We start from the raw sequence: 24,626 nt of genomic DNA on the forward strand, positions 1-24,626 counted from the left end.
GTGCAATACCTGTGGGAGCTGGCTTGCCGGCGATGGGCTGCATGGCAGCCCCTTGTGATCTGGGTTCAGGCCGGTTGTGGCGCCTTGAGGATGTTCTGCAGCAGCTGGACACTGTCAACGGCGTCGTGACCCAGGCTGGTCAGGTAGCCGCCATCGGGTTGATCGGTCAGCCCCTTTTCATGCAGGCGTTGCGCAGCGGCGACCAGGGCAGGGGCGGCGTTGCTGTTTATCTTGATGCCTTCCTGGCTGCTGTCGTGTTTGAACAGCGCGAGTACTTCCAGTTCAGCGATCAGATCGGGGGTAAAGGACATGGCGACTCCTGACTTCCAGACAAGGATGGCGGCACCGCTTGCGGTGCCTGACCTTCGAGTGTAGTCGGGTTATTCGTCCTCGCCTTGATCCATCTCAGGTGGTAGCTCCGGCAGCGCCCGCAGGGCGTTCTCGTACCACTCGCCGTTGAACGCGCGGTCTTCCACCAGCATGTTGTCAATTTCGAAGGCCAGCACATGGGCCATCAGGTTGAGAATGTCTTCACGTTCCCAGCCAACCAGGGTCAGCTTGTTGAAAGTGGCCTTGGCTGCCGGCGGCTCGCCGCTTTCGATCTGGTTCTCGATGGCCTGGGTCAGCGTTGCCTCGGCGAAGGCTTCGTCGTCGTCATTGTCGATGTCGGTGGGCTCGCTCATTGGCGGTACTCCTGTGGTGGGATGCACAGTGTGCCACGCCTGTACCGGCAATGCCCGGGCATTGACGAGGCGCATGACGCTGGTCAGGAACAGGCGTACGGTCTATAAAAGCCCAGCCAACCCCTTACGGCCTGGAGGCTGTTACCTCATGCTCAAGCTTCATGGATTCTCGGTCAGCAACTACTACAACATGGTCAAGCTGGCCCTGCTGGAAAAAGGCCTGCCCTTCGAAGAAGTCACCTTCTATGGCGGCCAGGCGCCACAGGCGCTGGAAGTGAGCCCACGGGGCAAGGTGCCGGTGCTGCAGACCGAGCACGGCTTCCTCAGCGAAACCAGTGTAATCCTCGACTACATCGAACAGACTCAGGGCGGCAAGGCACTGCTGCCGGCCGATCCGTTCGGGCAGGCCAAGGTGCGCGAACTGCTCAAGGAAATCGAGCTGTACATCGAGCTGCCGGCGCGTACTTGCTATGCCGAGTCGTTCTTTGGCATGTCGGTTGAGCCATTGGTCAAAGAGAAGGCGCGTGCCGATTTGCTGGCCGGCTTTGCCACCCTCAAACGCAACGGGCGCTTTGCACCCTATGTGGCGGGTGAGCAGCTGACGCTGGCAGACCTGATGTTCTGCTTCTCGGTCGACCTGGCTTATGCGGTGGGCAAGAAAGTGCTGAACATCGACTTTTTGGCGGACTTCCCGCAGGCCAGGGCGTTGCTGCAGCTGATGGGCGAGAACCCGCACATGGCGCGGATCGTGGCGGACAAGGAAGCGTCGATGCCGGCCTTCATGGAGATGATTCGAAGCGGTAAACGCTAACCGGAGCTAGCGCTGAACCTGCAGGAGCAGCCTTGTGCTGCGAAGAGGCCGGTGCAGACACCCTCTATCCAGGGTGTTTGCACCGGCCTCTTCGCAGCACAAGGCTGCTCCTGCAAAAAGCAGGGCAGCGAGGCTGGCTTAACGGGAAGCCAGCAGCGCCTTGCCACGAACAACGGCAGCACGTACCTGCGCCGGTGCCGTACCACCAATGTGGTCACGGGCATTCACCGAGCCTTCCAGGGTCAGCACGGCAAACACGTCCTGCTCGATCTGGTCGCTGAACTGGCGCAGTTCATCCAGGCTCATCTCGGCCAGGTCCTTGCCGGTGTCCACACCGTACTTCACCGCATGGCCAACGATTTCGTGGCAGTCACGGAACGGCAGGCCACGGCGTACCAGGTAGTCGGCCAGGTCGGTGGCGGTGGAGAACCCGCGCAGGGCCGCTTCACGCATGATGGCATGCTTGGGCTTGATCGCCGGGATCATGTCGGCAAACGCACGCAGCGAGTCGCGCAGGGTGTCGGCAGCGTCGAACAGCGGCTCCTTGTCTTCCTGGTTGTCCTTGTTGTAGGCCAGCGGCTGGCCTTTCATCAGGGTCAGCAGGCCGGTCAGCGCGCCGAACACGCGGCCGCTCTTGCCACGTACCAGCTCTGGTACGTCCGGGTTCTTTTTCTGCGGCATGATCGAGCTGCCGGTGCAGAAGCGGTCCGGCAGGTCGATGAACTGGAACTGCGCGCTGGTCCACAGCACCAGCTCTTCCGAGAAGCGCGACAGGTGCATCATCGCCACGCTGGCAGCGGCGCAGAATTCGATGGCGAAATCACGGTCCGACACGCCGTCCAGCGAGTTGCCGGCCACGGCTTCGAAGCCCAGCAGCTTGCAGGTGAGCTCGCGGTCGATCGGGTAGGTGGTGCCCGCCAGCGCGGCGCTGCCCAGGGGCATGCGGTTGGTGCGCTTGCGGCAGTCGACCAGGCGCTCGTAGTCGCGGCTGAGCATTTCGAACCAGGCCAGCAGGTGGTGGCCGAAGGTGACCGGCTGGGCCGTCTGCAGGTGGGTGAAACCGGGCATGATGGTTTCGGCTTCACGCTCGGCCTGCTCCAGCAGGCCCTGCTGCAGGCGGGTGATTTCGGCCAGGATCAGGTCGATTTCGTCGCGCAGCCACAGGCGGATATCGGTGGCCACCTGGTCGTTGCGGCTGCGGCCGGTGTGCAGCTTCTTGCCGGTGATGCCGATGCGGTCGGTCAGGCGTGCTTCGATGTTCATGTGCACGTCTTCGAGGTCGACGCGCCAGTCGAACTTGCCGGCTTCGATTTCGCCCTGGATGGTCTTCAGGCCATCAATGATGGTGTCGCGCTCGGCATCGCTGAGCACGCCGACCTGCGCCAGCATGGTGGCATGGGCGATCGAACCCATGATGTCGTGGCGGTACAGGCGCTTGTCGAAATCGACCGAGGCGGTGAAGCGGGCGACGAAGGCGTCGACGGGCTCACTGAAGCGGCCGCCCCAGGACTGATTGGTCTTGTCGGTGCTCATGGATTCACTCATTGCAGGCGTGAACGAAAAAGTGGCGCCGATAATAGCAGGGTTGGGCTGGCTGCCGCAGGGCGCCGGTCGACAGAAATGCCCGGAAAATGGCAGAGAAGGATTTTAAGGAATGAACGGCAGTGTTCCACGGACCGTCTACAGTTGGACAAAGGACTGGCGGTGAATCTGCCGTCCGAGTGAATCTTTGGCCATCGCACCGGTCTAGAGCGTGACCGCAGTGTCGCTCGAACCACACCTGTCTACGCTATACCTGTGCGAGACTCATTCAGGAATCCAGCGCAATTATGAATGTCCTGATCGTTGATGACGAACCCCAAGGCCGTGAACGCCTCAGCCGGCTGCTCGGCGAACTGGAGGGTTACACCGTGCTGGAGCCTAGCGCCACCAACGGCGAGGAGGCCCTAGCGCTGATCGAAAGCCTCAAGCCCGATGTGGTCCTGCTGGACATCGGTCTGCCAGGCCTGGATGGCCTGCAGGTAGCTGCTCGCCTGTGCGAACGCGAGGCGCCGCCGGCGGTGGTGTTTTGCACCGGGGATGATGAATACGGTGCCGAGGCATTCAAGGACAGTACCCTCAGCCATGTGAACAAGCCCTTCCAGGCCCAGGCGTTGCGCGATGCCTTGCGCAAGGCCGAAAAACCCAACCGCGCCCAGCTGGCGGCGCTTACCCGGCCGGCCAATGAAGGCGGCGGCCCACGTAGCCACATCAGTGCCCGCACCCGCAAAGGCATCGAGTTGATCCCTTTGCCGCAAGTGATCTACTTCATTGCCGATCACAAGTACGTGACCTTGCGTCATGAAACCGGGGAAGTGCTGCTCGACGAGCCGCTCAAAGCCCTGGAAGACGAATTTGGCGAGCGCTTCGTGCGCATCCACCGTAATGCGCTGGTCGCCCGCGAGCGTATCGAACGCCTGCAGCGCACCCCGCTGGGGCACTTTCAACTGTACCTGAAAGGCCTGGACGGCGATGCCCTGACCGTCAGCCGCCGGCATGTAGCCGGCGTGCGCAAGATGATGCAGACCCTCTGATACGGTGCCCGCATGGCAAGGGCTGCGCCCTTGTTCGCGGGTAAAGCCGCTCCCACAGGTTGAGTAGGCCTGGAGAGCGGCACTTCACCCTGTGGGAGCGGCTTTAGCCGCGAAGAGGCCCTCAACTGATCCACATCTGCAAGCGATAAAGGAGATGCTGTTATCATCGGCGGCATTTCTCTGGATCGGGGCGTTCCATGTCCACTCGCGAAATCCGCATTGCCACCCGTAAAAGTGCCTTGGCCCTATGGCAGGCCGAATACGTCAAAGCCCGCCTCGAGCAGGCCCACCCCGGTCTGCTGGTGACCCTGGTGCCCATGGTCAGTCGTGGTGACAAGCTGCTCGACGCGCCGCTGGCAAAAATTGGCGGCAAGGGCCTGTTCGTCAAGGAACTGGAAACCGCCCTGCTGGACAACGAAGCCGACATCGCCGTGCATTCGATGAAAGACGTGCCCATGGACTTTCCCGAAGGCCTCGGCCTGTACTGCATCTGCGAGCGCGAAGACGCGCGTGATGCGTTCGTTTCCAATACCTTTGACAGCCTTGAAGCGCTGCCTGCCGGCAGCATCGTCGGTACCTCCAGCCTGCGCCGCCAGGCCCAGTTGCTGGCGCGCCGCCCGGACCTGCAAATCCGCTTTCTGCGTGGCAACGTCAACACTCGCCTGGCCAAGCTGGACGCCGGCGAGTACGACGCCATCATCCTCGCCGCCGCCGGCCTGATCCGCCTGGGCTTCGAAGACCGCATCACCGCCACCATCAGCGTTGACGACAGCCTGCCAGCTGGGGGCCAGGGCGCGGTAGGCATCGAGTGCCGCAGCGCGGACGTCGAGATCCATGCACTGCTGGCGCCGCTGCACCATGCCGACACCGCCGACCGGGTGGTGGCCGAACGCGCCCTGAACAAACGCCTGAATGGCGGCTGCCAAGTGCCGATCGCCTGCTACGCGGTACTCGAAGGTAACCAGCTGTGGCTGCGAGGCCTGGTCGGCCAGCCTAGCGGCGGTACCCTGCTGGTGGCCGATGCCCGTGCCCCCCGTGCTGCTGCCGAGACCCTGGGTGTACAGGTGGCCGAAGACCTGCTTGACCAAGGTGCCGAGGCCATCCTCAAGGAAGTCTACGGCGAGGCCGGCCACCCGTGAGCCAATGGCGCCTGTTGCTGACCCGGCCTGCCGAGGATTGTGCGGCACTGGCGCAAAGCCTGGCGGCAGCGGGGGTGGGCAGCAGCTGCCTGCCGCTGCTGGCGATAGAGCCCGTCACCGCAGAGCCCCGGCAACGACTGCTTCTGGAGGGCCTGCATGGCTTTCAGGCGATCATCGTTGTCAGCAAGCCGGCTGCCCGGTTGCTGCTTGAGCATCTGGCCAAAGCCGGCACGCAGCCGCCTCGGCAAGGCTGGTTCACCGTGGGTGAGGCAACCGCTGCGGTGCTGCAAGGGGCCGGGCTGGCGGTGAGCACTCCGTCGCGTGGCGATGATAGCGAAGCCTTGCTGGCACTACCGGCCCTGCTTCAGGCAGTTGCCGTGCCCGCAGCGCGTGTCTTGGTCGTTCGCGGCGTCGGAGGTCGCGAACTGCTGGCAGAGCGTCTTGCCGAGCAAGGTGCTAGTGTCGAATATCTGGAACTGTATCGTCGCTGCCTGCCGGTTTACCCCGCAGGCACCCTGAAGCGCCGCATCGAAGCGGAACGCCTCAATGGCCTGGTGGTCAGCAGTGGGCAGGGTTTTGAACATTTGCAGCAGCTGGCCGGCGCCGATTGGCCGCAGCTGGCACGCCTGCCGTTGTTCGTGCCCAGCCCGCGGGTAGCCGAACAGGCCAGGGCCGCCGGGGCCCAACAGGTTGTGGATTGCCGTGGCGCCAGTGCCACGGCCTTGCTGGCAGCCGTGCAGCGCAGCGCTGCACCTGCTTCTTAAGGCGCTAAGCTGAACGCGATGCGCCCCCATGCAAAGGATGGATACGTGAGCGAGACTGTCTTGTCCAATAACGATCAGCCGTCGGCACAGGCGCCGGCGGAACCCGTCACCGCCCCACCTGCCAAGCGCTCCGGCAGTGGCCTGGCAGCGCTGGCCTTGCTGCTGGGTGCGGCCGGGGTGGCCGTAGGTGGCTGGGGTGTCTGGCAGGTGCGTCAACTGCAAGGCAGCGAGTTCAATCAGGGCCAGCACATCGAGGCGCTGAACCAGCGCGCCGAAGCCCTGCAGCAGCGCGAACAGCAGATCAGCGCGCAACTGGCCAGCCTGCCGGCTGCCAGCGAGCTGGAAGACCGTCGGCGCCTGGTGGCGCAGCTGCAGGGTGACCAGCAGCGCCTCAGCCAGCGCCTGGAAACCGTGCTGGGAGAGAGCCGCAAGGAGTGGCGCCTGGCGGAAGCCGAGCACCTGCTACGCCTGGCGACCCTGCGCCTGTCGGCCTTGCAGGACATCACCAGCGCCAAGGCACTGGTCGAAGGCGCCGACGAGATCCTGCGCGAGCAGAGCGACCCGGGTGCTTTCGCGGCCCGCGAGCAACTGGCGCGCAGCTTGGCCACGCTCAGCAGCACCCAGCAACCGGACCGTACCGGCCTGTTCCTGAAACTGGCTGCTCAACGTGAGCAGGTACAGCAGCTGAGCGCGCAATCGCCCGAGTTCGACAGCAATGCCGATGCCTTGGGCGCCCTGACCGCTGACGGCGATGGTGCCAGCCGGCTGTCGCAGTGGTGGGCAGAAATCTCCAAGTACTTCCAGATCGACTTCAACGCTGACGAAAACGTGCGGCCGTTGCTGGCTGGGCAGCAGCTGAATCAGCTGCGCCTGGCCCTGAGCCTGACCATCGAGCAGGCCCAGTGGGCGGCCCTCAATGGTGACGCCAAGGTCTACACCCAGGCGCTGGACGACGCTCGCAGCGTCTTGCTGGCCAACTTCAACGCCGACAACCCGCAAAGCAAGGCCATGCTCGACAGCCTCAATGCCTTGGCCGATCAGCCGGTGTCGGTGGTTACCCCCGACCTCAGCGAAAGCCTGGCGGCCGTGCAGGCCTACATTCAGCGCCGTCACCTGCCGGCCGAGGCTGAAGGGGGCAAGCCATGAAGCGTGTCTACCTGCTGGCCGTGCTGGCCATCGTGATTGCCGCGGCGCTGGGTATCGCGGTCGCCAAACACAGCGGCTACGTACTGCTTTCCTATGGAAGCTTCCGCTATCAATCGGGGCTGTGGGCGGCACTGGCCGGCCTGCTGGCCGTGGTCGCATTGTTGTGGTTGTTGCGTTATCTGGTCGGCCTGGTGCTAACCTCCAGCGGCGTGGTCAACCCGTGGTCGCGGCGTAACCGCAGCCGGCGCATTCGCCTGGCCATCGAACAGGGCCAGCTTGACCTTGCCGAGGGCCGCTGGGCCAGTGCTCAACGCCACTTGCAACGTGCCGCCGAGGCCGAGCGCCAACCGTTGCTGTACTACCTCGGCGCCGCACGCGCTGCCAACGAGCAAGGCCGCACCGAAGACAGCGACAACCTGCTGGAGCGCGCCCTGGAGCGTCAGCCGCAAGCAGAACTGGCCATTGCCCTGACCCATGCGCAGTTGCAGATGGACCGTGGTGAAAATGATGGCGCCCTGGAAACCCTGTTGGCCATGCAGGAGCGCCACCCGCACAACACCCAGGTGCTGCGCCTGCTGCAGCGCCTGCACCTGGAGCGTGGTGACTGGTCGGCACTGATCCGCCTGCTGCCAGATCTGCGCAAGGGCAAGGTGCTGCCGGCCGCCGAGCTGGCCGCCCTGGAGCAACGTGCCTGGGGCCAGAACCTAAGCCTGGCCACCACCCGTGGCGAGGACGCGCAAACTGCACGTCAGGCCTTGGAACGCGCTTGGCAGCAGCTGACCACGGCCCAGCGCCAGGAGCCGCAACTGGTGCTGGCTTACGCCGAGCAATTGCGCCAGGTGGGTGCCCAAGGCGAGGCCGAGCAAGTGCTGCGCACCGCCCTCAAGCGTGAATACGAAAGCCACCTGGCCCGGCTGTACGGCCTGGTGCGCGGTGATGACCCGGCGCGCCAGCTGCAAACTGCTGAAGGTTGGCTCAAAGAGCACCCGCAAGATGCCAGCCTGCTGCTGACCCTGGGCCGGCTGAGCCTGCAGAACCGCCTGTGGGGCAAGGCGCGAGACTACCTGGAAAGCAGCCTGCGCATGGAGCGCAACCCCGAGGCTTGCGCCGAACTGGCCCGCCTGCTCGCGGGTCTTGGCGAGACCGAGCGCAGCAACCAGCTGTTCCAGGAGGGCCTTGGCCTGCTGGACGAACGCCTGCTGGCGCTGCCTTTGCCAGAAGGCGTACGCGCCTGACCCACCCCACAGCCCGCGCCAAGGTGCGGGCTGTGGGGGCGGGTAATTTATCTCTTGCGGCCAGCGCTATCAGCAGTCCCTTTCTTCAGGTGCTTCCTACTGCATCGCTGGAAATTTCCTACGCGATTCAGGGACTTGTCGTTGTTGTCGTGCCTTGAAACAAAGCGTGTCTTTCCTCTACCGTTTCAAGTCACCACTTCTTGCGGATCTTCAACGTCCATGCTGCCGGCCCGTTTGCGCACCTTTTTCCTTCCTGCCTGCCTGGTCGCACTGGCGGTGCTGGTTGCGTCTTTGCGCCTGGAAACCACAGTGGGGCTGGTGCCGTGCCCATTGTGCTTCAGCCAGCGTTTGTTGCTTGGTGTGTACGCGCTCCTGTGCCTCGCAGCCGTGCTGCAGGCACCGGGCACGCAGGGTACCGTTCGTTATGCGCAGGGGGTACTGGGCTGCTCGCTGGCGGGCGCTTTGCTGGCAGCACGGCATGTCTGGGTGCAGGGCGCTGAGGGTGTCATTCATGTTTGCCCGGTGCCGATCGGGCGGGTGTTCGAGCAATCCTGGGCTGAGGCAGCACGGCAATTGCTGCTGGGTGGGCCTGATTGCAGCTCGCTGACCTGGAGCTTTCTCGACCTGACGTTACCGGAGTGGAGCCTGTTGGCCTTCCTGCTTCTGGCGGTGCTGCCCCTGAGTTACCTGCTGGCGTATCGTTTCCGCACCCTGGCACGAGCATGACCTGAAGCAAGGCCACGTCATTACCGCGACCAATGGTGATGTAACAGGGGATTAAACACTTGTATGAACTTTGTCTGCTGCGTACCTTGATGGGCAGCACGCGTGGGAATAATCTCCCAGCACGCATACCGAAAATACAACTGCTCGATGCCGTCCTGCTGATGTCACCTTTGTGCCGCACGGTTGTGGTGCGGGGTGCAGCGGCATCTACCCAGAAGGGAAGAGATCGCCATGCTCGATAGTTGTCAGAACGCCCAGGAACGCTGGGGTGGGGTTCACAAGCTGATCGACCGTTGGCTGGAGGAGCGCCGGCAACTGGTGCAGGCTTTCCGCGGCTTGCGCGATTTGAAGCCAGCCTTTGCCGACAAGGACACCAACGGAGACTTTTGCGCACTTCTGGTCGACTACGTTTCGGCGTGGCACTTCGAAGTTTGCGAGCAGCTGGTCAGCGAGGCCAAGGCTTTCGGAGACGAGAAAGCGCTGAAGCTGGCTGAAGAACTCAACCCACGGATCAACGACAGTACCCAGGTCGCACTGGCCTTCAATGACCAATGCACCAAGGGTGAGTGCAAGGACACCGAACGCTTCGCCGAAAAGCTGGGCAAGTTGGGCGGGCTGTTGCACGAGCGCTTCGAACTTGAAGACTGCCTGATCGAGGTGCTGCACAACGCACACAAGGAAGAGGGAGCAGTCCAGGCGTGAGAGTTGACGTCAGTCGCCAACCGCCAGCAATTCGATCTCGAACACCAGGGGTGTATACGGTGCGATAAGGTCACCCGCGCCTTGCGCGCCATAGGCCTGCGCCGACGGAATTACCAGGCGCCATTTGGCCCCGGCGTGCATCCTTGGCAAGGCCACCTGCCACCCTTCGATCACCGAGTCCAGGCTGAACCACTGGGGCGCCTGGTTCTGGTCGAACACAGAGCCATCCGGCAGCCTGCCCACATAACGTACCTGCACTTTGCCGCCCGCTTTGGGCTGGGCGCCAGTGCCTGGCTGCAGCTCGCTGTAGAGCACACCTTCCGGTAGTTCGCGTACCCCATAACGGCCACGCTCGTTGGCCATGAAGCGCGTTTCGGCTGCCTGCAACTTCTGCGTGGCGGCGTCACCTTCCCTCGCTTCGTGCTGCTGCAGCACCGCTTGCATACGTGCCTTGTCGAGCTTCAAGGGTTGCCCCTGATAGGACTGCTTCAGGCCTTCGACCAGTGCGTCCAGTTGCAGGCCAGGCATATCCTGGCGCAGGCGCTCACCCAGGCTGGCCCCCAGGCTGTAGGCAAGGTCATGGTCGTTGCTGTCGGCCATTGCAACTGGCACCAGCAGGCATAAACCTAATACAAGATATCGAGGCAATGCCCTGACTCCCAAATATCAGCAATGATTAATTCAGCAACTACACTTTCACGCAGCTGCAAGATAACAACTTTGCCCAGGCATGCAACGCGGCGTAAATATTACTGTCAACATGCCCTAGCGGCGGTAGCAGCAGAAGCATAGTATGAGCCGCAATCTCGTCAGCCAGGAGGTAAACCATGTCGGCCAAAAAGAAGCCAGTAAGTACGCCGTTACACCTGCTCCAGCAACTTTCGGGCAGCCTGCTCGAACACTTGGAAGATGCCTGCTCGCAAGCGCTGGCTGATGCGGAAAAACTGCTGGCCAAATTGGAAAAGCAGCGTGGCAAGGCCCAGGAAAAACTGCACACCGGTCGCCTGAAACTGCAGGATGCCGCCAAGGCGGGTAAAGCCAAGGCGCAGACCAAAGCGCAAAAAGCCGTTGGCGAACTTGAAGAGCTACTCGATTCCCTCAAGGAACGCCAAACCCAGACCCGTACTTATATCCAGCAACTCAAGCGCGACGCTCAGGACAGCCTCAAGCTGGCCCAAGGTGTAGGCAAAGTTCGCGAAGCAGCCGCCAAGGCCCTTGACCTGCGTGCCGCCAAAACCACCAAGCCTGCTGCTGCCAAGCCAGCTGCCAGGTCCACTGCTGCTGCCAAACCTGCCGCTAAGCCAGCTGCCAGGTCCACGGCTGCTGCCAAACCTGCCGCTAAGCCAGCTGCCAGGTCCGCTGCTGCTGCCAAACCTGCCGCCAAGCCAGCTGCCAAGGCCACTGCTGCTGCCAAACCTGCCGCCAAGCCGGCTGCCAAGGCTACTGCTGCTGCCAAACCTGCCGCCAAGCCGGCTGCCAAGGCTACTGCTGCAGCTAAACCTGCCGCCAAGCCGGCTGCCAAGGCTACTGCTGCAGCCAAACCTGCGGCCAAGCCAGCTGCCAAGGCTACTGCTGCAGCCAAGCCAGCGGCCAAAGCCACTGCTGCCGCCAAGCCTGCTGCCGCTGTCAGACCTGCCGCCAAGCCAGCGCCAGCCAAAGCTGCTGCCGCGAAATCCGCTGCTAAACCAGCTGCTGCCAAGGCTCCAGCACGCACGGCCGCCAAGCCAGCTGCCGCCAAGCCTGTTGCCAGCAAGCCAGCCGACGCCAAACCTGCTGCGCCAGCCGCCAGCACCCCGGCTGCAGCAACCAACTCGGCCAACCCGGCCTCGTCGGCAGCGCCGTCGGCACCCGCCAGCACCCCGGCTCAGGCACCCTCTTCGGCGTCCTGAAGCGCAGTCGCCGCGACGCGCAACTGATCCAGCGCGTCGTGGTGTCGGACAGGGGCCGGCGCCAGCCGGGCCAGCCAGTCGTCCGTGGGCTCCCTGGAGCCTGCGGGCCACTTTTGGGCGAATTCCTGCAAGCGCTCCAGCAAAGCTCTTTCTGCCTGCAACTCCAGCCCCTTCACCTGTTCACGCAACGACGCCAGATGCGTATCTCCCAACGCTGCCGCTCGCCATTGCTGGCGCAGGCTGCGGAGTGGAGTGACCACTTCGCGCTGCCACGGCTCGGCCATTTCGTGCAGTGCTTGCACGCGCTCCTCCAGCACAGCCACAGCACGTGCTTGCAGCCAGGTTGCGCATAGCAGCAGGCAAACATCGCCACCCTGCGCCTGCAGCTCAAGGCAGGCTGCTTCCACGCCAGGCCTGGCATACAGGGCCAAAGCGTAATTCCACAGGTCGGTGTACATGGTTCCACTCGCGCTATGGGCCGAGGAAGCTGGTAGACTCCGCGACCATCATGATCAGACTATCCAACCTCACTTTACAGCGTGGTCCGCAGCGCTTGCTAGACGGCGCCGACATGACCCTGCACGCCGGTCACAAGGCCGGCCTGATCGGCGCCAACGGCGCCGGAAAATCCAGCCTGTTCGCCTTGCTGCGCGGTGAGCTGTCGCCCGATGGCGGCGATTGCCTGTTGCCTGGCGACTGGCGCATCGCCCACATGCGTCAGGAGGTCGACACCCTCGACCGCCTGGCCGTGGACTATGTGCTCGACGGCGATGCGCGCCTGCGCAAGGTCCAGGCCGAACTGGCCGCGGCCGAGCAGGCGCACGATGGCACCGCCCTGGCGCGCCTGCACAGTGAGCTGGAAGGCGCCGACGGCTATACCGCCGATGCCCGTGCGCGCAAATTGCTGGCTGGGCTGGGCTTCACCAACGAGCAGATGGACCGCCGCGTCGGCGACTTTTCCGGCGGCTGGCGGATGCGCCTGAACCTGGCCCAGGCTCTGATGTGCCCGTCCGACCTGCTGCTGCTCGACGAGCCCACCAACCACCTGGACCTCGACGCCATCCTGTGGCTGGAAGACTGGCTCAAAGGCTACCCCGGCACACTGTTGCTGATCTCCCACGACCGTGACTTCCTCGACGCGGTGGTCGACCACGTGCTGCACGTCGAACAGCGCAAGCTGAACCTGTACAAGGGTGGTTACACCGCCTTCGAGCGCACCCGTGCCGAACGCCTGGCGCAGCAGCAGCAGGCCTACGAGAAGCAGCAGGCGCAGCGCGCGCACATGGAAAAGTACATCGCCCGTTTCAAGGCCCAGGCCACCAAGGCCCGCCAGGCACAAAGCCGGATCAAGGCCCTGGAGCGCATGGAGGAGCTGTCGGCGGCGCATGTCGACTCGCCGTTCGACTTCGTCTTCCGTGAGTCGCAGAAAATCTCCAGCCCGTTGCTGAGCATGTCCGAAGGCCGCCTGGGTTATGGCGACACGGCCATCCTCGACAAGGTCAAGCTGCAGCTCACCCCAGGTGCGCGCATTGGCCTGCTCGGGCCCAACGGCGCCGGCAAGTCGACCCTGATCAAGAACCTTGCGGGTGAGTTGGAGCCGTTGTCCGGCCGCCTGGTACGTGGCGAGAACCTGGCTGTTGGCTACTTTGCCCAGCACCAGCTGGACTCGCTGGACGACAAGGCCAGCCCGCTGCTGCACCTGCAGCGTATTGCCCCCACCGAGCGCGAACAGACCCTGCGCGACTTCCTCGGTGGCTTCGACTTCCATGGCGCTCGCACCGACGAGCCGGTTGTGAACTTTTCCGGTGGCGAAAAGGCCCGTCTGGCGCTGGCGCTGATTGCCTGGGAACGGCCAAACCTGCTGCTGCTCGATGAACCAACCAACCACCTTGACCTGGAAATGCGCCTGGCGCTGACCATGGCGTTGCAGGAGTTTGCCGGTGCCGTGGTGGTGGTGTCTCACGACCGTCACCTGCTCAAGAGCACGACCGACGACTTTTTGCTGGTGGCCGACGGCAAGGTCGAAACCTTCGACGGAGACCTGGACGACTACAGCCGCTGGCTGGTCGAGTACCGCCAGCGCAGTGCGCCGGTCAGTACCGCCCCGGTCAACCCGGACAAGACCGACAAGAAAGCCCAGCGTCAAGCTGCCGCGGCCTTGCGCCAGCAACTGGCACCGCACAAGAAAGCTGCCGACAAGCTGGAAACCGAGCTCAACCAGGTGCATGTGCAACTGGCCGAGATCGAGACCGCGCTGGGTGACGGTGGCCTCTACGAGGCGGCGCGCAAGGACGAGTTGCGTGACCTGCTGGCGCGCCAGACCAAGCTCAAGCAACGCGAAGGTGAGCTGGAAGAAGCCTGGATGGAAGCGCTGGAAACCCTCGAAAGCATGCAGGCCGAACTCGAGGCGCTGTCCTGATGGAGGAACTGCGTTCGCTGCTGCCAGGGCAATGGATGGACACGTTCTGGCTGGGCTTGCAGATTCTGTTGATCCTGGTCGCGGCTTTCGTCCTGCAGCGCATCGTTGCGCGTGGGTTGAGCCGCCTGGGCCAGCGTTACCCGCTGCCGCCAGAACTGCTGGTACCGGTGCGTGGTGGCCTGCGCTGGCTGATCATGGGCAGCGCGCTGCTGTTCGTGCTCGAGCGCCTGGGCGTTTCGGCGACCGTGCTGTGGACGGCGTTGTCCGGCTTTGTCGCGGTGGCGGCGGTGGCGTTCTTCGCCATGTGGAGCGTGCTGTCCAACCTGCTGTGCGCGGTGCTGATCTTCACGGTCGGGCCGTTTCGCATCGGTGATGTGGTCGAGCTGGTCGACACGCTGGACAAACCGGGGGTGAAAGGCCGGGTGATCGCCATCAACCTGCTGTTTACCACCTTGCTGGAAATGCCCGATGCGGGCGGGGCGCTGGTGCAGGTGCCCAATAGCCAGTTCTTCCAGAAGTCGGTACGGCGCTGGCGCGGGGCCGAGGTGCAGGCCTTGCACAAAGAAACAGCTGCCGAAGCTGACTGAACCTGTACTGGCCCCTTCGCGGGCATGCCCGCTCCCACAGGTATCCCGCAGGGTCTGAAACTGCACTGTACTTGTGGGAGCGGGCGCGCCCGCGAAGAGGCCGGCACAGGCCCCAAAAATCCATCAGAAATCGCTGGTTATTTTTTCACCAAAACCTTAGCTTAACGATTTGCAACAAATGTTCGAGCGAGGTGTGTGATGTCGATGGAAGTATGGCTGGGCTTCTTTGCCGCCTGTTGGGTGATCAGCCTGTCACCCGGTGCCGGGGCGATTGCCTCGATGTCCAGCGGCCTGCAATACGGCTTCTGGCGTGGCTACTGGAACGCCCTGGGCCTGCAACTGGGCCTGATTGTGCAAATCGCCATCATTGCCGCCGGCGTCGGCGCCATCCTGGCCGCCTCGGCCACGGCCTTCCAGGTCATCAAATGGTTCGGCGTTGCCTACCTCTTCTACCTGGCCTACAAGCAATGGCGCGCCTTGCCGATGGACATGTCCGATGAGTCCGGCGTGCGCCCTATCGGCAAACCGCTGAGCCTGGTGTTCCGCGGGTTCCTGGTCAACGTCAGCAACCCCAAGGCGCTGGTGTTCATGCTGGCGGTGCTGCCGCAGTTCATCAATCCGCATGCACCGCTGTTGCCGCAGTATGTGGCGATCACTGTGACGATGATCAGTGTGGACATGCTGGTGATGGCGGGGTACACCGGCTTGGCTTCGCGGGTATTGCGCCTGCTGCGTACGCCCAAGCAGCAGAAGCGTTTGAACCGGACTTTTGCCGGGTTGTTCATTGGGGCGGCGACCTTCCTCGCTACCCTGCGTCGCGCGCCGATCTGATCGGGCCACGGGGTCGCAAACACAGACTCTGTAGGCGCAGCCTTGTGCTGCGCCTACAGGGATTGCGTAGCGGCCTTTATTTGTTCTGCTTGGCTACCAACCCCGTCAGCAAGTCCACCGGCATCGGGAAGACAATGGTCGAGGTCCTGTCCCCCGCAATAGCCCCCAGCGTCTGCATATAGCGCAACTGCATTGCCCCCGGTTCCTTGCCCAGCATTTGCGCCGCCTGCATCAGCTTCTCTGACGCCTGCAACTCCCCCTCGGCATGGATCACCTTGGCCCGCCGTTCGCGTTCGGCTTCAGCCTGCCGGGCGATGGCGCGTACCATCGATTCGTTGAGGTCGACATGCTTGATCTCGACGTTGGCCACCTTGATGCCCCAGGCGTCGGTTTGCGCGTCCAGCACATGGCGAATGTCCCCGTTCAGTTGCTCACGTTCGGCCAGCAGCTCATCCAGTTCGTGCTTGCCCAGCACCGCACGCAGCGTGGTCTGGGCCAACTGGCTGGTCGCTACCAGAAAGTCCTCCACCTGGATTATCGCCTTTTGCGGGTCGAGCACGCGGAAGTAGAGCACCGCGTTGACCTTGACCGAGACGTTGTCGCGGGTGATTACATCCTGGGGTGGTACATCCAGCACCACCGTGCGCAGGTCGACCCGCACCATTTGCTGGATCACCGGGATCAACAGGATCAACCCCGGCCCCTTTACCTGCCAAAAGCGCCCCAGCTGAAACACCACACCGCGCTCGTACTCGCGCAGGATGCGAAACGCCGACAGCAACAGCATCGCCAGCACGATCAGCACGGCACCAAAACCAACTTGCATGAACATGGTCATTCTCCTTGCACCGCAGGCGCGGCGGGGCTCACGTCCAGCATCACGCCATGGCGTGCGGTCACCCGCACGTTCTGGCCAGCTTGCAGCGGCGTTGCGCACTGCACTTGCCATTGTTCGCCTTGGGCCAGCACGACGCCACGCAGCGGGTTGCCTGCCATCACCTGGGTGACGGGAACCAGGCTGCCGACAAGGCCGGCGTCACCGCTGACCAGTGCCCGTTGACGTGCCTTGAGGGCCATGCCCAGCACGCCGCCGATCAGCAGCGCCGAAAGCACTCCCAGGGTGCCTATCAAGGCCAGCGGGATGCCGAAACCGGGTGCATCGGTATCGATCAGGATCAGCGCGCCGACCACAAAGGCCACGATGCCGCCAAAACCGACCACGCCGAAACTGGGCAGAAAGGCTTCGGCGATCATGAAGGCGATACCCAGCACTATCAGCGCCACCCCGGCGAAGCTCACCGGCAACAGCTGCAGGGCGTAAAGTGCCAAGAGCAGGCAGATACCACCGACCACACCACCCACCGTAGACCCGGGGCTCATGAATTCGAACAGCAGCCCGTACACACCGATCATGATCAGAATAAGCGCCACGCTGGGGTTGGTGATGACCGCCAGTACCCGTGTGCGCCAATCCGGCAGGTGCTCCACCAGGCTGGCACTGGCGGTGTGCAGCTGGCGTGGCTGGCCAGCGACCACCAGCGTTTTGCCATCGAGCTTGCGCAGCAGGGCGGGCAGGTCATCGGCGACCTGGTCGATCACATTCAGCCGCAAGGCCTCGCTGGCAGGCAGGCTGACGGCCTCGCGCACGGCCTTCTCCGCCCAGTCAGCATTGCGCCCGCGCAGCTGCGCCAGGCCGCGAATATACGCAGTGGCGTCGTTAACCTGCTTGCGTGCCAGGGTTTCATCATCGCTGCCCTTGGCCTTGTCGTCTTTGGGCGCACCTGGGGGGCCGCCGATCTGCACCGGCGTGGCAGCACCCAGGTTGGTCCCGGGGGCCATCGCGGCGACATGGCTGGCGTAGAGAATATAGGTGCCGGCGCTGGCAGCGCGGGCACCGCTCGGGGCGACGTAAGTGGCAACCGGCACGGGGCTGGCGAGAATCGCTTTGATCATCTGACGCATGGCGCTGTCCAGGCCACCGGGGGTGTCCATGCGGATCACCACCAGTTGCGCGCCCTGTGCCTGGGCCTGCCCGAGGCTGCGAATCAGGTAGTCGGCGCTGGCCGGCCCGATGGCATCATCGATGCCCAGCACCCACACTGCACCGGGCGCTGCCTGGCCACCTGGCGTGATGCCAAGCAGTAACAGCAGCAACAGCCAGCGCCAGCAGCGGGCGATCACCTGTCGTCACCTCGTTTGCCCCTATTACACAAGTTTAGCCCTGGTTGGCGTTACCCCGCCTAAAATTACAGATTGGGGGTGAAACCGGAGGTGCATCATGCGTATGGCAAAGACCCTGCAGGCCCGCCTGGACAAGGCCAACTGCGACTACGACATCATTCCCCATCCACACTCGGCCACCAGCCTTGAGTCGGCGCGCACGGCCGGCGTACCCGCCGAGCGGGTGGCCAAGTCGGTGATGCTCGATGACCGCCATGGCAACTACATCATGGCCGTGCTACCGGCCAACCGGCATCTGGACATGACCAAGGTGCGCATGTCCGGGGCCTGGCAACTGACCCGCGAAAGTGGCCTGCCGAGCCTGTTCGGCGACTGCGAGCGCGGCGCCGTGCCGGCCCTTGGCGACGCCTACCAGATAAAAATGTTGCTTGATCCGAGTCTTACACGCCAGGGCGATGTCTATCTGGAGGCGGGTGACCACGATCACCTGATCCACATGAGCATGGAGCAGTACATGAAATTGGTGCCGCACGCCGAAGTGCGCGAGCTGTGCTGATGCTCTCAACCTATACCAGTCTGGCGTCGTCGATGCCCAGACTGGTGCCCAGGAGGAACCATGGACAAGCCGATTCATCCATTTTCGGAAATTTTCAAACAATTGGGTCTTCCCGACGACCCGGTAGAAATCGATCGTTTCATCACCACCCATTCACCGCTCGATGAGGATGTGAAATTGGTGGACGCGCCATTCTGGAACGACTCTCAACGCGCTTTTCTCAAGGAAAGCTACACCGCCGACGCTGATTGGATACCCATGATCGACCAGCTGAACGAAGCGCTGCATCCCCGCAAAAAATAAAGCGCCGAGCGGCACCTGACGAGTGATTGGCCGTTGCTATGCTCAGGAAAACAATAAGGGGATAGCGCGATGAAAGATCCCTATGCACCAGGCTTCTGGTGCTCCGTGACGATCCTGGGCACCCTGACGGCCAGTTACTTCTATGGCATCAGGCAGACGCAACAGATGAACCAGGCGGTGCACTTCCTGTATGCGGCTGCGGCTGTCACCGTGGCGGTGGTATTGGTGGCGCTGACCTGGATCGCCTGGCAGCAGTTGCACCTGAACAAGCGCGAAGTGATTCAGGGGCGAACGTTGCTGACCATCTGGAACACCAAGGTGGCACTACGCCGCGTCGAGACGGTATTCGACCGCTATTTCTGGGGCAGCTACTGGCATTCCGGCCGCACGTTCGAAGAAGTCATGGGCGAGCTCAAGGGGACACCGCTGGAGCAGAGCCTTGATGCCTTGAAGCGCCAGTGCCGGGTGCTCGACCGTGAAATCCATGACCACCATCACCATTGGCTGGCCAATGCCCGCGACCTGTCCAGCGTGGCCCAGGCCATGGCCCGTGAACGCTACCAGCTGGACCTGGGCGAGCCCACCTGCAGTGGCCATGGCAATACTGCAGTGGTCAACCGTGACCTGGAAGTGCTGGTGTACACCTGGTCGGCACGCCTTCGCAGCTTCGACCATCAACTGGATGAGCTTGAGCGCGCCTACCATTGAGGGGCGTCATTCGCCGCGGATGTACTGCTCCAGTTGCCGAATCAGGCTGGCCTGTTCGGTGATGGTTTCCTTGACCAGGTCGCCGATGGACAGCAGGCCGAGCAGTTTGCCGTTGTCGACCACCGGCAGGTGACGCAGGTGACGGTCGGTCATCAGGTTCATGCAGAAATCGAGCTTCTGCTTTGGCTCCACGGTGACCACGGGTGCACTCATGATTTCGCGCACCGGGGTGGCGGCGGAAGAGCGGCCCTTGAGTACCAGTTTGCGCGCATAGTCCCGTTCACTGACGATACCCACCACCTGGTTGCCCTCGACCACGGGTAACGCACCGACGTTTTTCTCCGCCAGCATTTTCAGGGCGTCAAGCACCGAGTCATCCGGGCCGATGGTGTATACGGTCTGGTGCTGGGACTTGGTCTTGAGGATTTGTTCGACGGTCTTCATACGGGCCTCTGCGGGTGAAAAAAGCGCTGTCTCGGAGTAACTAAAGCATCCGGCACGGCGCTCTGCACGGCAATGCAGGAAACGGCATGGAGTCGATTGAAAAACGTCATGGGTGTCCGCCTGTGCCGGCCTTCGCGGCTAAAGCCGCGAAGGCCGGCCCTGCCTATCAAAGCTTCGGCATCTGCCCGATCCGCGCCACCATTTCGCTCACTACCTGCAGGTCGAGCATGAACTGCTCTACGGTCTTGAACTCATTGTCGTTGTGCCCGGTGTATTTCACATCCGGCATGGCAAGGCCGAACTGCACGCCGTTGGGCAGGTCGTGCACCGAGGTTGCACCGGCCGAGGTACCGAACTCATGCTTCATGCCCAGGTTCTCGCTGGCTACAGCCAGCAGGGCCTTGACCCACTCGCCTTCGGGGTTGCGGTACATCGGCTCATCCAGGCTGTAGTCGAATGCCACCGAGATATGGCTCTTATGGGTCCAGTTGCCCAGCTTGCCAACCAGCTCGTCCTTGATCGTGGCAATCGGCTTGCCCTTGGGAATGCGCAGGTTCACCGCCAGTTTCAGGCCTTTGTCATCCACTCCTACAAAGGTTGGCGATGCAGTCAGCGGGCCCATGAACGCGTCCTTGAACGCCACGCCCAGTTTGTTCCCCAGGTAGTCCAGGCCCCAGTTGTCAGCAGCGTAGCGGGCGGCGTCGGTGAAGTGGTTGTGCTTGAGCGGCACCTGCTGGCCGAGGCCATTGATGAAGTCGAGCATGCGCGCCACCGGGTTGACCCCGGACTCCGGTTCCGAGGAGTGGGCAGAAACACCGGTCACGGTGAGCAGTACCTGTTTGCCATCGGCCTTGGCGTCGATGCTGAAGTCGCCCCCATGCTGCTTCACATATTTGGCACCAGCCTGCTGCAGGTGTTTGGCCAGCTGTGCAGGGTTGTCGGCGTTCAGGGTGGCTACCGATGTGGTCGGGATCTGATTGGTGGCCAGGCCGCCGGTCAGGTTGACGATTTCAGCACCTTTGCCGCTGGCCTGGCGCTTGCTGAAGCTGGCCATGACCGTGCCGTAGCCTTTCTCGGCGATCACCACCGGGTAGCCGCCGTCCAGGGCCAGGTTGTACTCGGGGGTAGGGTTGCGTTCGAAGTAGTAGGGGATGGCATCACCGCTGGTTTCTTCGGTGGTGTCGATCAGCAGCTTGAACTGCCGGGCGAGTGGCAGGTTTTCGTCCTTGGCCACTTTCAACGCGTACATTGCCACCACGATGCCGTTCTTGTCGTCTTCGGTGCCGCGACCGTACATGCGGTCGCCCACCAGGGTGACTTTGAACGGGTCCAGGCGGGTGCCGTCGGCCAGCTTCCAGTTGTCCGGGTTGACCGGCACAACGTCGGCATGGGCATGTATACCGATCACTTCCTTGCCGCTGCCGAGCGAAATCTCGTACACCCGGTTGTCGATGTTGCGGAAGGCCAGGCCGAAGCTGTCGGCCAGGGCCTTGATCTTGTCGGCAATCTTGAGGAACTCGGGGTTCTCGTACTGCGGCGTACCCTCGATGTTGAAGGTGGGGATGGCTACCAGCTCGCGCAGGGTTTCGGTAGCGGCCTTGCCATACTTGATGCGGGTATACAGGCCGAGCAGGCGGTTGATTTCGTCTTGTTGCTCGGCGGCCAATGGCTTGTTGGCCAGGTAGGCATCGAGGGTTGCCTCAAGGTTGTCGGCCTTGGCTTGCTCGCTGCCTTTGAGCTTGTCGAGGAACTGCCTGAAGTCGCTTGGGTTGCTGCCGTCGAAGGCTTTGACGATGGCAGCGGACTGCTGTTGGGAGAGGTTGGCCTGGGCCGGCTGGGTGAACAGACCGATGCTGGCCAGCAGCAGGGTGGTGGCGGTGAGTTTTTTCAGGTGCATGGTTGCGCGCATTCCTTCGCCAGTCATTGTCATGGGTTACCCGTCAGAAAACGGGAAGACGCCCACGCTAACACCAATGACCCGTGGCACGGGAGTACCAGAAACGCGACATGTCGCACAAACGAAAAAGCCCCGGGCCAAGGCCCAGGGCTTTTTTGATATGGCGCACTCGGCGGGATTCGAACCCACGACCCCTGCCTTCGGAGGGCAGTACTCTATCCAGCTGAGCTACGAGTGCAACGCGCACGCATGATACCCATCTGAATCGGTGGCGTCCATCGCCTTGATCTGTGGCCTTTTTTCCTCTGTTGCCAGCACCGACAACCAGGATTTCATCTATCCATATGCGAAATGAATATTTCCGCTAGCCGGTTTATGCCCACTATCCTCTGGTCACAACTTGTTATAACAAGTAACCGATCAGCGAAGAGATCCCATGGCCGAACTGCTCCCCCTGTCCCCGGTACCGCTCTACACCCAGCTCAAGGAACTGCTGCGCGAGCGCATCCTCGACGGCACTTATCCACCGCACAGCCGCATGCCGTCTGAAAGCGAGCTGGGCAAGGCTTTCGACGTCAGCCGCATCACCGTGCGCCAGGCGCTGGGCGACCTGCAGAAGGAAGGGTTGATCTTCAAGATCCACGGCAAAGGCACATTCGTCGCCAAGCCCAAGGCGTTCCAGAACGTCAGTACCCTGCAGGGCCTGGGTGAGTCGATGACGCAGATGGGCTACGAGGTGATCAACCGCCTGCGTAGCTTGCGCCATGTGCCGGCCAACGCTTTGGTGGCCGCCCGGCTGCAGGTCGAGGAGGGCAGCCTGGTGACCGAGATCCGCCGGGTGCGGCTGATCAACCGCGAGCCGGTATCGCTTGAACTGACCTGGCTGCCCAAGGCTGTCGGCGAAAAACTGGAGAAGGCCGACCTGGTCACCCGCGACATCTTCCTGTTGCTGGAAAACGACTGCGGCATCGCCCTTGGCCATGCCGACCTGGCCATCGATGCGGTGCTGGCCGACAGCGACCTGACTCAGGCCCTGGATGTTGAAGAAGGCTCCCCGATCATGCGCATCGAGCGCCTGACCCATGCTGCCGATGGCACGCCACTGGACTTCGAACACCTTTACTACCGCGGCGATGCCTTCCAGTACCGCCTGCGCATTGACCGTCAGAAGGGGGGCAAGGCATGAGCATCCAGACCCAGGACTACGACATCATCGTCATCGGTGGCGGCACCGCCGGGCCAATGGCGGCGATCAAGGCCAAGGAGCAGGACAAAAGCCTGCGCGTGCTGCTGCTGGACAAGGCCAACGTCAAGCGCAGCGGCGCGATCAGCATGGGCATGGACGGGCTGAATAACGCCATTATCCCCGGCCACGCCACCCCCGAGCAGTACACCAAGGAGATCACCGTAGCCAATGACGGTATCGTCAACCAGGCCACGGTGCATGCCTACGCTACCCACAGTTTTGAAACCATCGAGCAGCTCGACCGCTGGGGCGTGAAGTTCGAGAAGGACGAGACGGGCGACTACGCGGTGAAAAAGGTTCACCACATGGGCGCCTACGTGTTGCCCATGCCCGAAGGGCACGACATCAAGAAGGTGTTGTACCGCCAGCTCAAGCGTGCCCGGGTCGAGATCAGCAACCGTATGGTCTGCACCCGTGTGCTGCTCGATGGCGAAGGCGCCGCCGCGGGTGTGCTGGGCTTCGACTGCCGCAGCGGCGAGTTTCGCGTGGTGCGGGCCAAGGCGGTGATTCTGGCCTGTGGCGCCGCCGGGCGGCTGGGCCTGCCGTCGTCAGGCTATTTGATGGGTACCTACGAGAACCCGACCAACGCCGGCGACGGTTACGCCATGGCCTACCATGCAGGTGCCGAGCTGGCCAACCTCGAGTGCTTCCAGATCAACCCGCTGATCAAGGACTACAACGGCCCGGCCTGTGCCTACGTTACCGGTCCGCTGGGTGGGTACACCGCCAACAGCAAGGGTGAGCGCTTCATCGAGTGCGACTACTGGAGCGGCCAGATGATGTGGGAGTTCCACCAGGAGCTCGAAGGCGGCAATGGCCCGGTGTTCCTCAAGCTTGATCACCTGGCCGAAGAGACCATCCAGAATATCGAAGAGATCCTGCACAGCAACGAGCGCCCCAGCCGTGGCCAGTTCCACGCCGGGCGTGGCACCGACTATCGCCAGCACATGGTCGAAATGCACATCTCCGAAATCGGTTTTTGCTCCGGGCATTCGGCATCTGGCGTGTGGGTCAATGAAAAGGCCGAAACCAGCGTCAAAGGGTTGTATGCCGCAGGCGATATGGCTGCGGTGCCGCACAACTACATGCTCGGCGCCTTTACCTATGGCTGGTTCGCCGGCGTAAACGCCGCGCACTACGTGGCCGGGCGCGAACTCGCCGAGGTTGATGCCGCACAGGTGGAGCGCGAGCGCGCGCGGGTGTTTGCCCCGCTGCAGCGTGAGCATGGCCTGCCGCCCGCCCAGGTCGAGTACAAGCTCAGGCGCATGGTCAACGATTACCTGCAGCCGCCCAAGGTGACCAAGAAGATGGAAATTGGCCTGGCGCGCTTTGCCGAGATCGAGCGTGACCTTGAGCAGATGAAAGCCAGCAACCCTCATGAACTGATGCGTGCGATGGAAGTGTCAGTGATTCGCGACTGCGCCGAGATGGCGGCGCGCGCCTCGCTGTTCCGCGAGGAAAGTCGGTGGGGGTTGTACCACCACCGGGTGGATTTCCCTGAGCGCAACGATGGCGAGTGGTTTTGCCATTGCCACCTGAAAAAAGGTGAGAACGGTGAAATGACCAGTTTCAAGAAGGCTGTCGAACCCTACCTGATTGCCCTGGAAGCCGATGAGCAGACCGCTTATGACCGGTTGCGGGTGAAGGCTGATGCAGCGTGAATGGGGCTGCTTCGCAGCCCAATCGCCGGCAAGCCGGCTCCCACAGGTACTGCATCGGCGGTGAAGTCTGCACCCTCCTGTGGGAGCTGGCTTGCCGGCGATGAGGCCATCAGCCTCTGCAAAAA

26 protein-coding genes and 1 tRNA gene are annotated in these 24,626 nt (G+C 62.7%); 17 read left to right on the forward strand and 10 right to left on the reverse strand.

The window, feature by feature from the left end; all coding sequences use genetic code 11:
- Positions 1-65: 65 nt before the first annotated feature.
- Together CKW35_RS18500 and CKW35_RS18505 are read right to left on the reverse strand one after the other, a co-directional pair.
- Positions 66-311 (reverse strand): TIGR02647 family protein, encoded by a 246-nt coding sequence (locus CKW35_RS18500; RefSeq protein ID WP_016484337.1) that lies wholly within the window; start codon positions 309-311, stop codon positions 66-68.
- 69 nt (positions 312-380) lie between these two features.
- Complete coding sequence (locus CKW35_RS18505; RefSeq protein WP_016484338.1) at positions 381-683, reverse strand: hypothetical protein; 303 nt, start codon at positions 681-683, stop codon at positions 381-383.
- A gap of 148 nt (positions 684-831) precedes the next feature.
- On the opposite strand from CKW35_RS18505, the gene CKW35_RS18510 reads away from it, so the two are divergent.
- Positions 832-1,494: a glutathione S-transferase gene (locus CKW35_RS18510; RefSeq protein ID WP_060518117.1), complete on the forward strand. Its 663-nt coding sequence runs from the start codon at positions 832-834 to the stop codon at positions 1,492-1,494.
- 138 nt (positions 1,495-1,632) lie between these two features.
- On the opposite strand, the gene argH is transcribed toward CKW35_RS18510, so the two are convergent.
- Positions 1,633-3,027, reverse strand: a complete 1,395-nt coding sequence (gene argH, locus CKW35_RS18515) for an argininosuccinate lyase (RefSeq protein WP_016484340.1) — start codon at positions 3,025-3,027, stop codon at positions 1,633-1,635.
- A 296-nt stretch (positions 3,028-3,323) separates the two neighbouring features.
- Between argH and CKW35_RS18520 the strand changes: the two genes are divergently transcribed.
- The 7 genes from CKW35_RS18520 (at position 3,324) to CKW35_RS18550 (ending at position 9,779) form a co-directional block, all read left to right on the forward strand.
- Entirely contained in the window at positions 3,324-4,067 is a 744-nt protein-coding gene (locus CKW35_RS18520; protein WP_016484341.1) for a LytTR family DNA-binding domain-containing protein, read from the forward strand.
- A 197-nt stretch (positions 4,068-4,264) separates the two neighbouring features.
- A complete protein-coding gene (hemC, locus tag CKW35_RS18525) occupies positions 4,265-5,206 on the forward strand; it encodes a hydroxymethylbilane synthase (protein WP_095116570.1) in 942 nt (313 codons plus the stop codon).
- A complete protein-coding gene (locus tag CKW35_RS18530) occupies positions 5,203-5,970 on the forward strand; it encodes a uroporphyrinogen-III synthase (RefSeq protein ID WP_016484343.1) in 768 nt (255 codons plus the stop codon). The genes hemC and CKW35_RS18530 overlap by 4 nt, the downstream gene beginning before the upstream one ends.
- Positions 5,971-6,015: 45 nt before the next feature.
- The gene (locus CKW35_RS18535; RefSeq protein WP_016484344.1) at positions 6,016-7,116 is read left to right on the forward strand and encodes a uroporphyrinogen-III C-methyltransferase; all 1,101 of its coding nucleotides are present in this window, start codon (positions 6,016-6,018) and stop codon (positions 7,114-7,116) included.
- A complete protein-coding gene (locus tag CKW35_RS18540) occupies positions 7,113-8,351 on the forward strand; it encodes a heme biosynthesis protein HemY (protein WP_016484345.1) in 1,239 nt (412 codons plus the stop codon). The genes CKW35_RS18535 and CKW35_RS18540 overlap by 4 nt, the downstream gene beginning before the upstream one ends.
- Before the next feature lie 219 nt (positions 8,352-8,570).
- Positions 8,571-9,077: a disulfide bond formation protein B gene (locus CKW35_RS18545; RefSeq protein WP_016484346.1), complete on the forward strand. Its 507-nt coding sequence runs from the start codon at positions 8,571-8,573 to the stop codon at positions 9,075-9,077.
- A 231-nt stretch (positions 9,078-9,308) separates the two neighbouring features.
- Complete coding sequence (locus tag CKW35_RS18550; protein WP_016484347.1) at positions 9,309-9,779, forward strand: Rsd/AlgQ family anti-sigma factor; 471 nt, start codon at positions 9,309-9,311, stop codon at positions 9,777-9,779.
- A 9-nt stretch (positions 9,780-9,788) separates the two neighbouring features.
- Here the strand turns inward: CKW35_RS18550 and CKW35_RS18555 are convergent, their stop codons facing one another.
- Positions 9,789-10,427: an FKBP-type peptidyl-prolyl cis-trans isomerase gene (locus CKW35_RS18555; RefSeq protein ID WP_023047973.1), complete on the reverse strand. Its 639-nt coding sequence runs from the start codon at positions 10,425-10,427 to the stop codon at positions 9,789-9,791.
- 179 nt (positions 10,428-10,606) lie between these two features.
- Between CKW35_RS18555 and CKW35_RS18560 the strand changes: the two genes are divergently transcribed.
- Complete coding sequence (locus CKW35_RS18560; protein ID WP_095116572.1) at positions 10,607-11,668, forward strand: AlgP family protein; 1,062 nt, start codon at positions 10,607-10,609, stop codon at positions 11,666-11,668.
- Here the strand turns inward: CKW35_RS18560 and CKW35_RS18565 are convergent.
- Positions 11,644-12,126 carry a TIGR02444 family protein gene (locus CKW35_RS18565; protein ID WP_095116574.1) on the reverse strand — a complete coding sequence of 161 codons (483 nt, stop codon included), beginning with the start codon at positions 12,124-12,126 and terminating at the stop codon, positions 11,644-11,646. The two genes, CKW35_RS18560 and CKW35_RS18565, sit on opposite strands and share 25 nt — an antisense overlap.
- Before the next feature lie 50 nt (positions 12,127-12,176).
- Here CKW35_RS18565 and abc-f point away from each other — a divergent pair, with 50 nt between their 5' ends.
- The 3 genes from abc-f to CKW35_RS18580 all read left to right on the forward strand — a co-directional run bounded on the left by abc-f (position 12,177) and on the right by CKW35_RS18580 (position 15,505).
- A complete protein-coding gene (abc-f, locus tag CKW35_RS18570) occupies positions 12,177-14,087 on the forward strand; it encodes a ribosomal protection-like ABC-F family protein (RefSeq protein WP_024717580.1) in 1,911 nt (636 codons plus the stop codon).
- Positions 14,087-14,674 (forward strand): mechanosensitive ion channel family protein, encoded by a 588-nt coding sequence (locus CKW35_RS18575; RefSeq protein ID WP_016484352.1) that lies wholly within the window; start codon positions 14,087-14,089, stop codon positions 14,672-14,674. The genes abc-f and CKW35_RS18575 overlap by 1 nt, the downstream gene beginning before the upstream one ends.
- A 198-nt stretch (positions 14,675-14,872) precedes the next feature.
- Positions 14,873-15,505, forward strand: a complete 633-nt coding sequence (locus CKW35_RS18580; protein WP_095116576.1) for a LysE family transporter — start codon at positions 14,873-14,875, stop codon at positions 15,503-15,505.
- 76 nt (positions 15,506-15,581) lie between these two features.
- On the opposite strand, the gene CKW35_RS18585 is transcribed toward CKW35_RS18580, so the two are convergent.
- Complete coding sequence (locus CKW35_RS18585) at positions 15,582-16,337, reverse strand: slipin family protein (RefSeq protein WP_095116578.1); 756 nt, start codon at positions 16,335-16,337, stop codon at positions 15,582-15,584.
- Positions 16,338-16,339: 2 nt separating this feature from the next.
- Positions 16,340-17,686 carry a nodulation protein NfeD gene (locus CKW35_RS18590; protein WP_023048233.1) on the reverse strand — a complete coding sequence of 449 codons (1,347 nt, stop codon included), beginning with the start codon at positions 17,684-17,686 and terminating at the stop codon, positions 16,340-16,342.
- Positions 17,687-17,783: 97 nt separating this feature from the next.
- Here CKW35_RS18590 and CKW35_RS18595 point away from each other — a divergent pair, with 97 nt between their 5' ends.
- From CKW35_RS18595 to CKW35_RS18605, 3 genes are all read left to right on the forward strand, one after another.
- Complete coding sequence (locus CKW35_RS18595; protein ID WP_016484356.1) at positions 17,784-18,242, forward strand: aminoacyl-tRNA deacylase; 459 nt, start codon at positions 17,784-17,786, stop codon at positions 18,240-18,242.
- A gap of 60 nt (positions 18,243-18,302) precedes the next feature.
- Entirely contained in the window at positions 18,303-18,545 is a 243-nt protein-coding gene (locus CKW35_RS18600) for a DUF2789 domain-containing protein (RefSeq protein WP_016484357.1), read from the forward strand.
- A 69-nt stretch (positions 18,546-18,614) separates the two neighbouring features.
- Positions 18,615-19,253 (forward strand): hypothetical protein, encoded by a 639-nt coding sequence (locus CKW35_RS18605; RefSeq protein ID WP_023048232.1) that lies wholly within the window; start codon positions 18,615-18,617, stop codon positions 19,251-19,253.
- A 6-nt stretch (positions 19,254-19,259) separates the two neighbouring features.
- Here CKW35_RS18605 and CKW35_RS18610 read toward each other — a convergent pair whose 3' ends face one another.
- The 3 genes from CKW35_RS18610 to CKW35_RS18620 form a co-directional block, all read right to left on the reverse strand.
- Positions 19,260-19,697, reverse strand: a complete 438-nt coding sequence (locus CKW35_RS18610; protein WP_016484359.1) for a CBS domain-containing protein — start codon at positions 19,695-19,697, stop codon at positions 19,260-19,262.
- 166 nt (positions 19,698-19,863) lie between these two features.
- On the reverse strand, positions 19,864-21,594 hold the full coding sequence (locus tag CKW35_RS18615) for a dipeptidase (protein WP_095116580.1): 1,731 nt from the start codon (positions 21,592-21,594) through the stop codon (positions 19,864-19,866).
- A 161-nt stretch (positions 21,595-21,755) separates the two neighbouring features.
- Positions 21,756-21,832 (reverse strand) — tRNA-Arg (locus tag CKW35_RS18620).
- 198 nt (positions 21,833-22,030) lie between these two features.
- On the opposite strand from CKW35_RS18620, the gene CKW35_RS18625 reads away from it, so the two are divergent.
- Positions 22,031-22,780 (forward strand): GntR family transcriptional regulator, encoded by a 750-nt coding sequence (locus CKW35_RS18625; RefSeq protein WP_016484361.1) that lies wholly within the window; start codon positions 22,031-22,033, stop codon positions 22,778-22,780.
- Positions 22,777-24,501 carry a fumarate reductase/succinate dehydrogenase flavoprotein subunit gene (locus CKW35_RS18630; protein WP_095116582.1) on the forward strand — a complete coding sequence of 575 codons (1,725 nt, stop codon included), beginning with the start codon at positions 22,777-22,779 and terminating at the stop codon, positions 24,499-24,501. Before CKW35_RS18625 ends, CKW35_RS18630 begins: the two co-directional genes overlap by 4 nt.
- The last annotated feature ends 125 nt before the right edge of the window (positions 24,502-24,626 follow it).

The sequence above is a fragment of the Pseudomonas sp. Irchel 3F3 genome (assembly GCF_900187545.1).
Taxonomy (GTDB): domain Bacteria; phylum Pseudomonadota; class Gammaproteobacteria; order Pseudomonadales; family Pseudomonadaceae; genus Aquipseudomonas; species Aquipseudomonas fortuita.

Coding starts and splice junctions, on each gene's coding strand:
- CKW35_RS18500 (WP_016484337.1), bottom strand. CDS start 311: ATGTCCTTTACCCCCGATCTGATCGCTGAACTGGAAGTACTCGCGCTG.
- CKW35_RS18505 (WP_016484338.1), bottom strand. CDS start 683: ATGAGCGAGCCCACCGACATCGACAATGACGACGACGAAGCCTTCGCC.
- CKW35_RS18510 (WP_060518117.1), top strand. CDS start 832: ATGCTCAAGCTTCATGGATTCTCGGTCAGCAACTACTACAACATGGTC.
- argH (WP_016484340.1), bottom strand. CDS start 3,027: ATGAGCACCGACAAGACCAATCAGTCCTGGGGCGGCCGCTTCAGTGAG.
- CKW35_RS18520 (WP_016484341.1), top strand. CDS start 3,324: ATGAATGTCCTGATCGTTGATGACGAACCCCAAGGCCGTGAACGCCTC.
- hemC (WP_095116570.1), top strand. CDS start 4,265: ATGTCCACTCGCGAAATCCGCATTGCCACCCGTAAAAGTGCCTTGGCC.
- CKW35_RS18540 (WP_016484345.1), top strand. CDS start 7,113: ATGAAGCGTGTCTACCTGCTGGCCGTGCTGGCCATCGTGATTGCCGCG.
- CKW35_RS18545 (WP_016484346.1), top strand. CDS start 8,571: ATGCTGCCGGCCCGTTTGCGCACCTTTTTCCTTCCTGCCTGCCTGGTC.
- CKW35_RS18550 (WP_016484347.1), top strand. CDS start 9,309: ATGCTCGATAGTTGTCAGAACGCCCAGGAACGCTGGGGTGGGGTTCAC.
- CKW35_RS18560 (WP_095116572.1), top strand. CDS start 10,607: ATGTCGGCCAAAAAGAAGCCAGTAAGTACGCCGTTACACCTGCTCCAG.
- CKW35_RS18565 (WP_095116574.1), bottom strand. CDS start 12,126: ATGTACACCGACCTGTGGAATTACGCTTTGGCCCTGTATGCCAGGCCT.
- abc-f (WP_024717580.1), top strand. CDS start 12,177: ATGATCAGACTATCCAACCTCACTTTACAGCGTGGTCCGCAGCGCTTG.
- CKW35_RS18575 (WP_016484352.1), top strand. CDS start 14,087: ATGGAGGAACTGCGTTCGCTGCTGCCAGGGCAATGGATGGACACGTTC.
- CKW35_RS18580 (WP_095116576.1), top strand. CDS start 14,873: ATGTCGATGGAAGTATGGCTGGGCTTCTTTGCCGCCTGTTGGGTGATC.
- CKW35_RS18585 (WP_095116578.1), bottom strand. CDS start 16,337: ATGTTCATGCAAGTTGGTTTTGGTGCCGTGCTGATCGTGCTGGCGATG.
- CKW35_RS18595 (WP_016484356.1), top strand. CDS start 17,784: ATGCGTATGGCAAAGACCCTGCAGGCCCGCCTGGACAAGGCCAACTGC.
- CKW35_RS18600 (WP_016484357.1), top strand. CDS start 18,303: ATGGACAAGCCGATTCATCCATTTTCGGAAATTTTCAAACAATTGGGT.
- CKW35_RS18605 (WP_023048232.1), top strand. CDS start 18,615: ATGAAAGATCCCTATGCACCAGGCTTCTGGTGCTCCGTGACGATCCTG.
- CKW35_RS18610 (WP_016484359.1), bottom strand. CDS start 19,697: ATGAAGACCGTCGAACAAATCCTCAAGACCAAGTCCCAGCACCAGACC.
- CKW35_RS18615 (WP_095116580.1), bottom strand. CDS start 21,594: ATGCACCTGAAAAAACTCACCGCCACCACCCTGCTGCTGGCCAGCATC.
- CKW35_RS18625 (WP_016484361.1), top strand. CDS start 22,031: ATGGCCGAACTGCTCCCCCTGTCCCCGGTACCGCTCTACACCCAGCTC.
- CKW35_RS18630 (WP_095116582.1), top strand. CDS start 22,777: ATGAGCATCCAGACCCAGGACTACGACATCATCGTCATCGGTGGCGGC.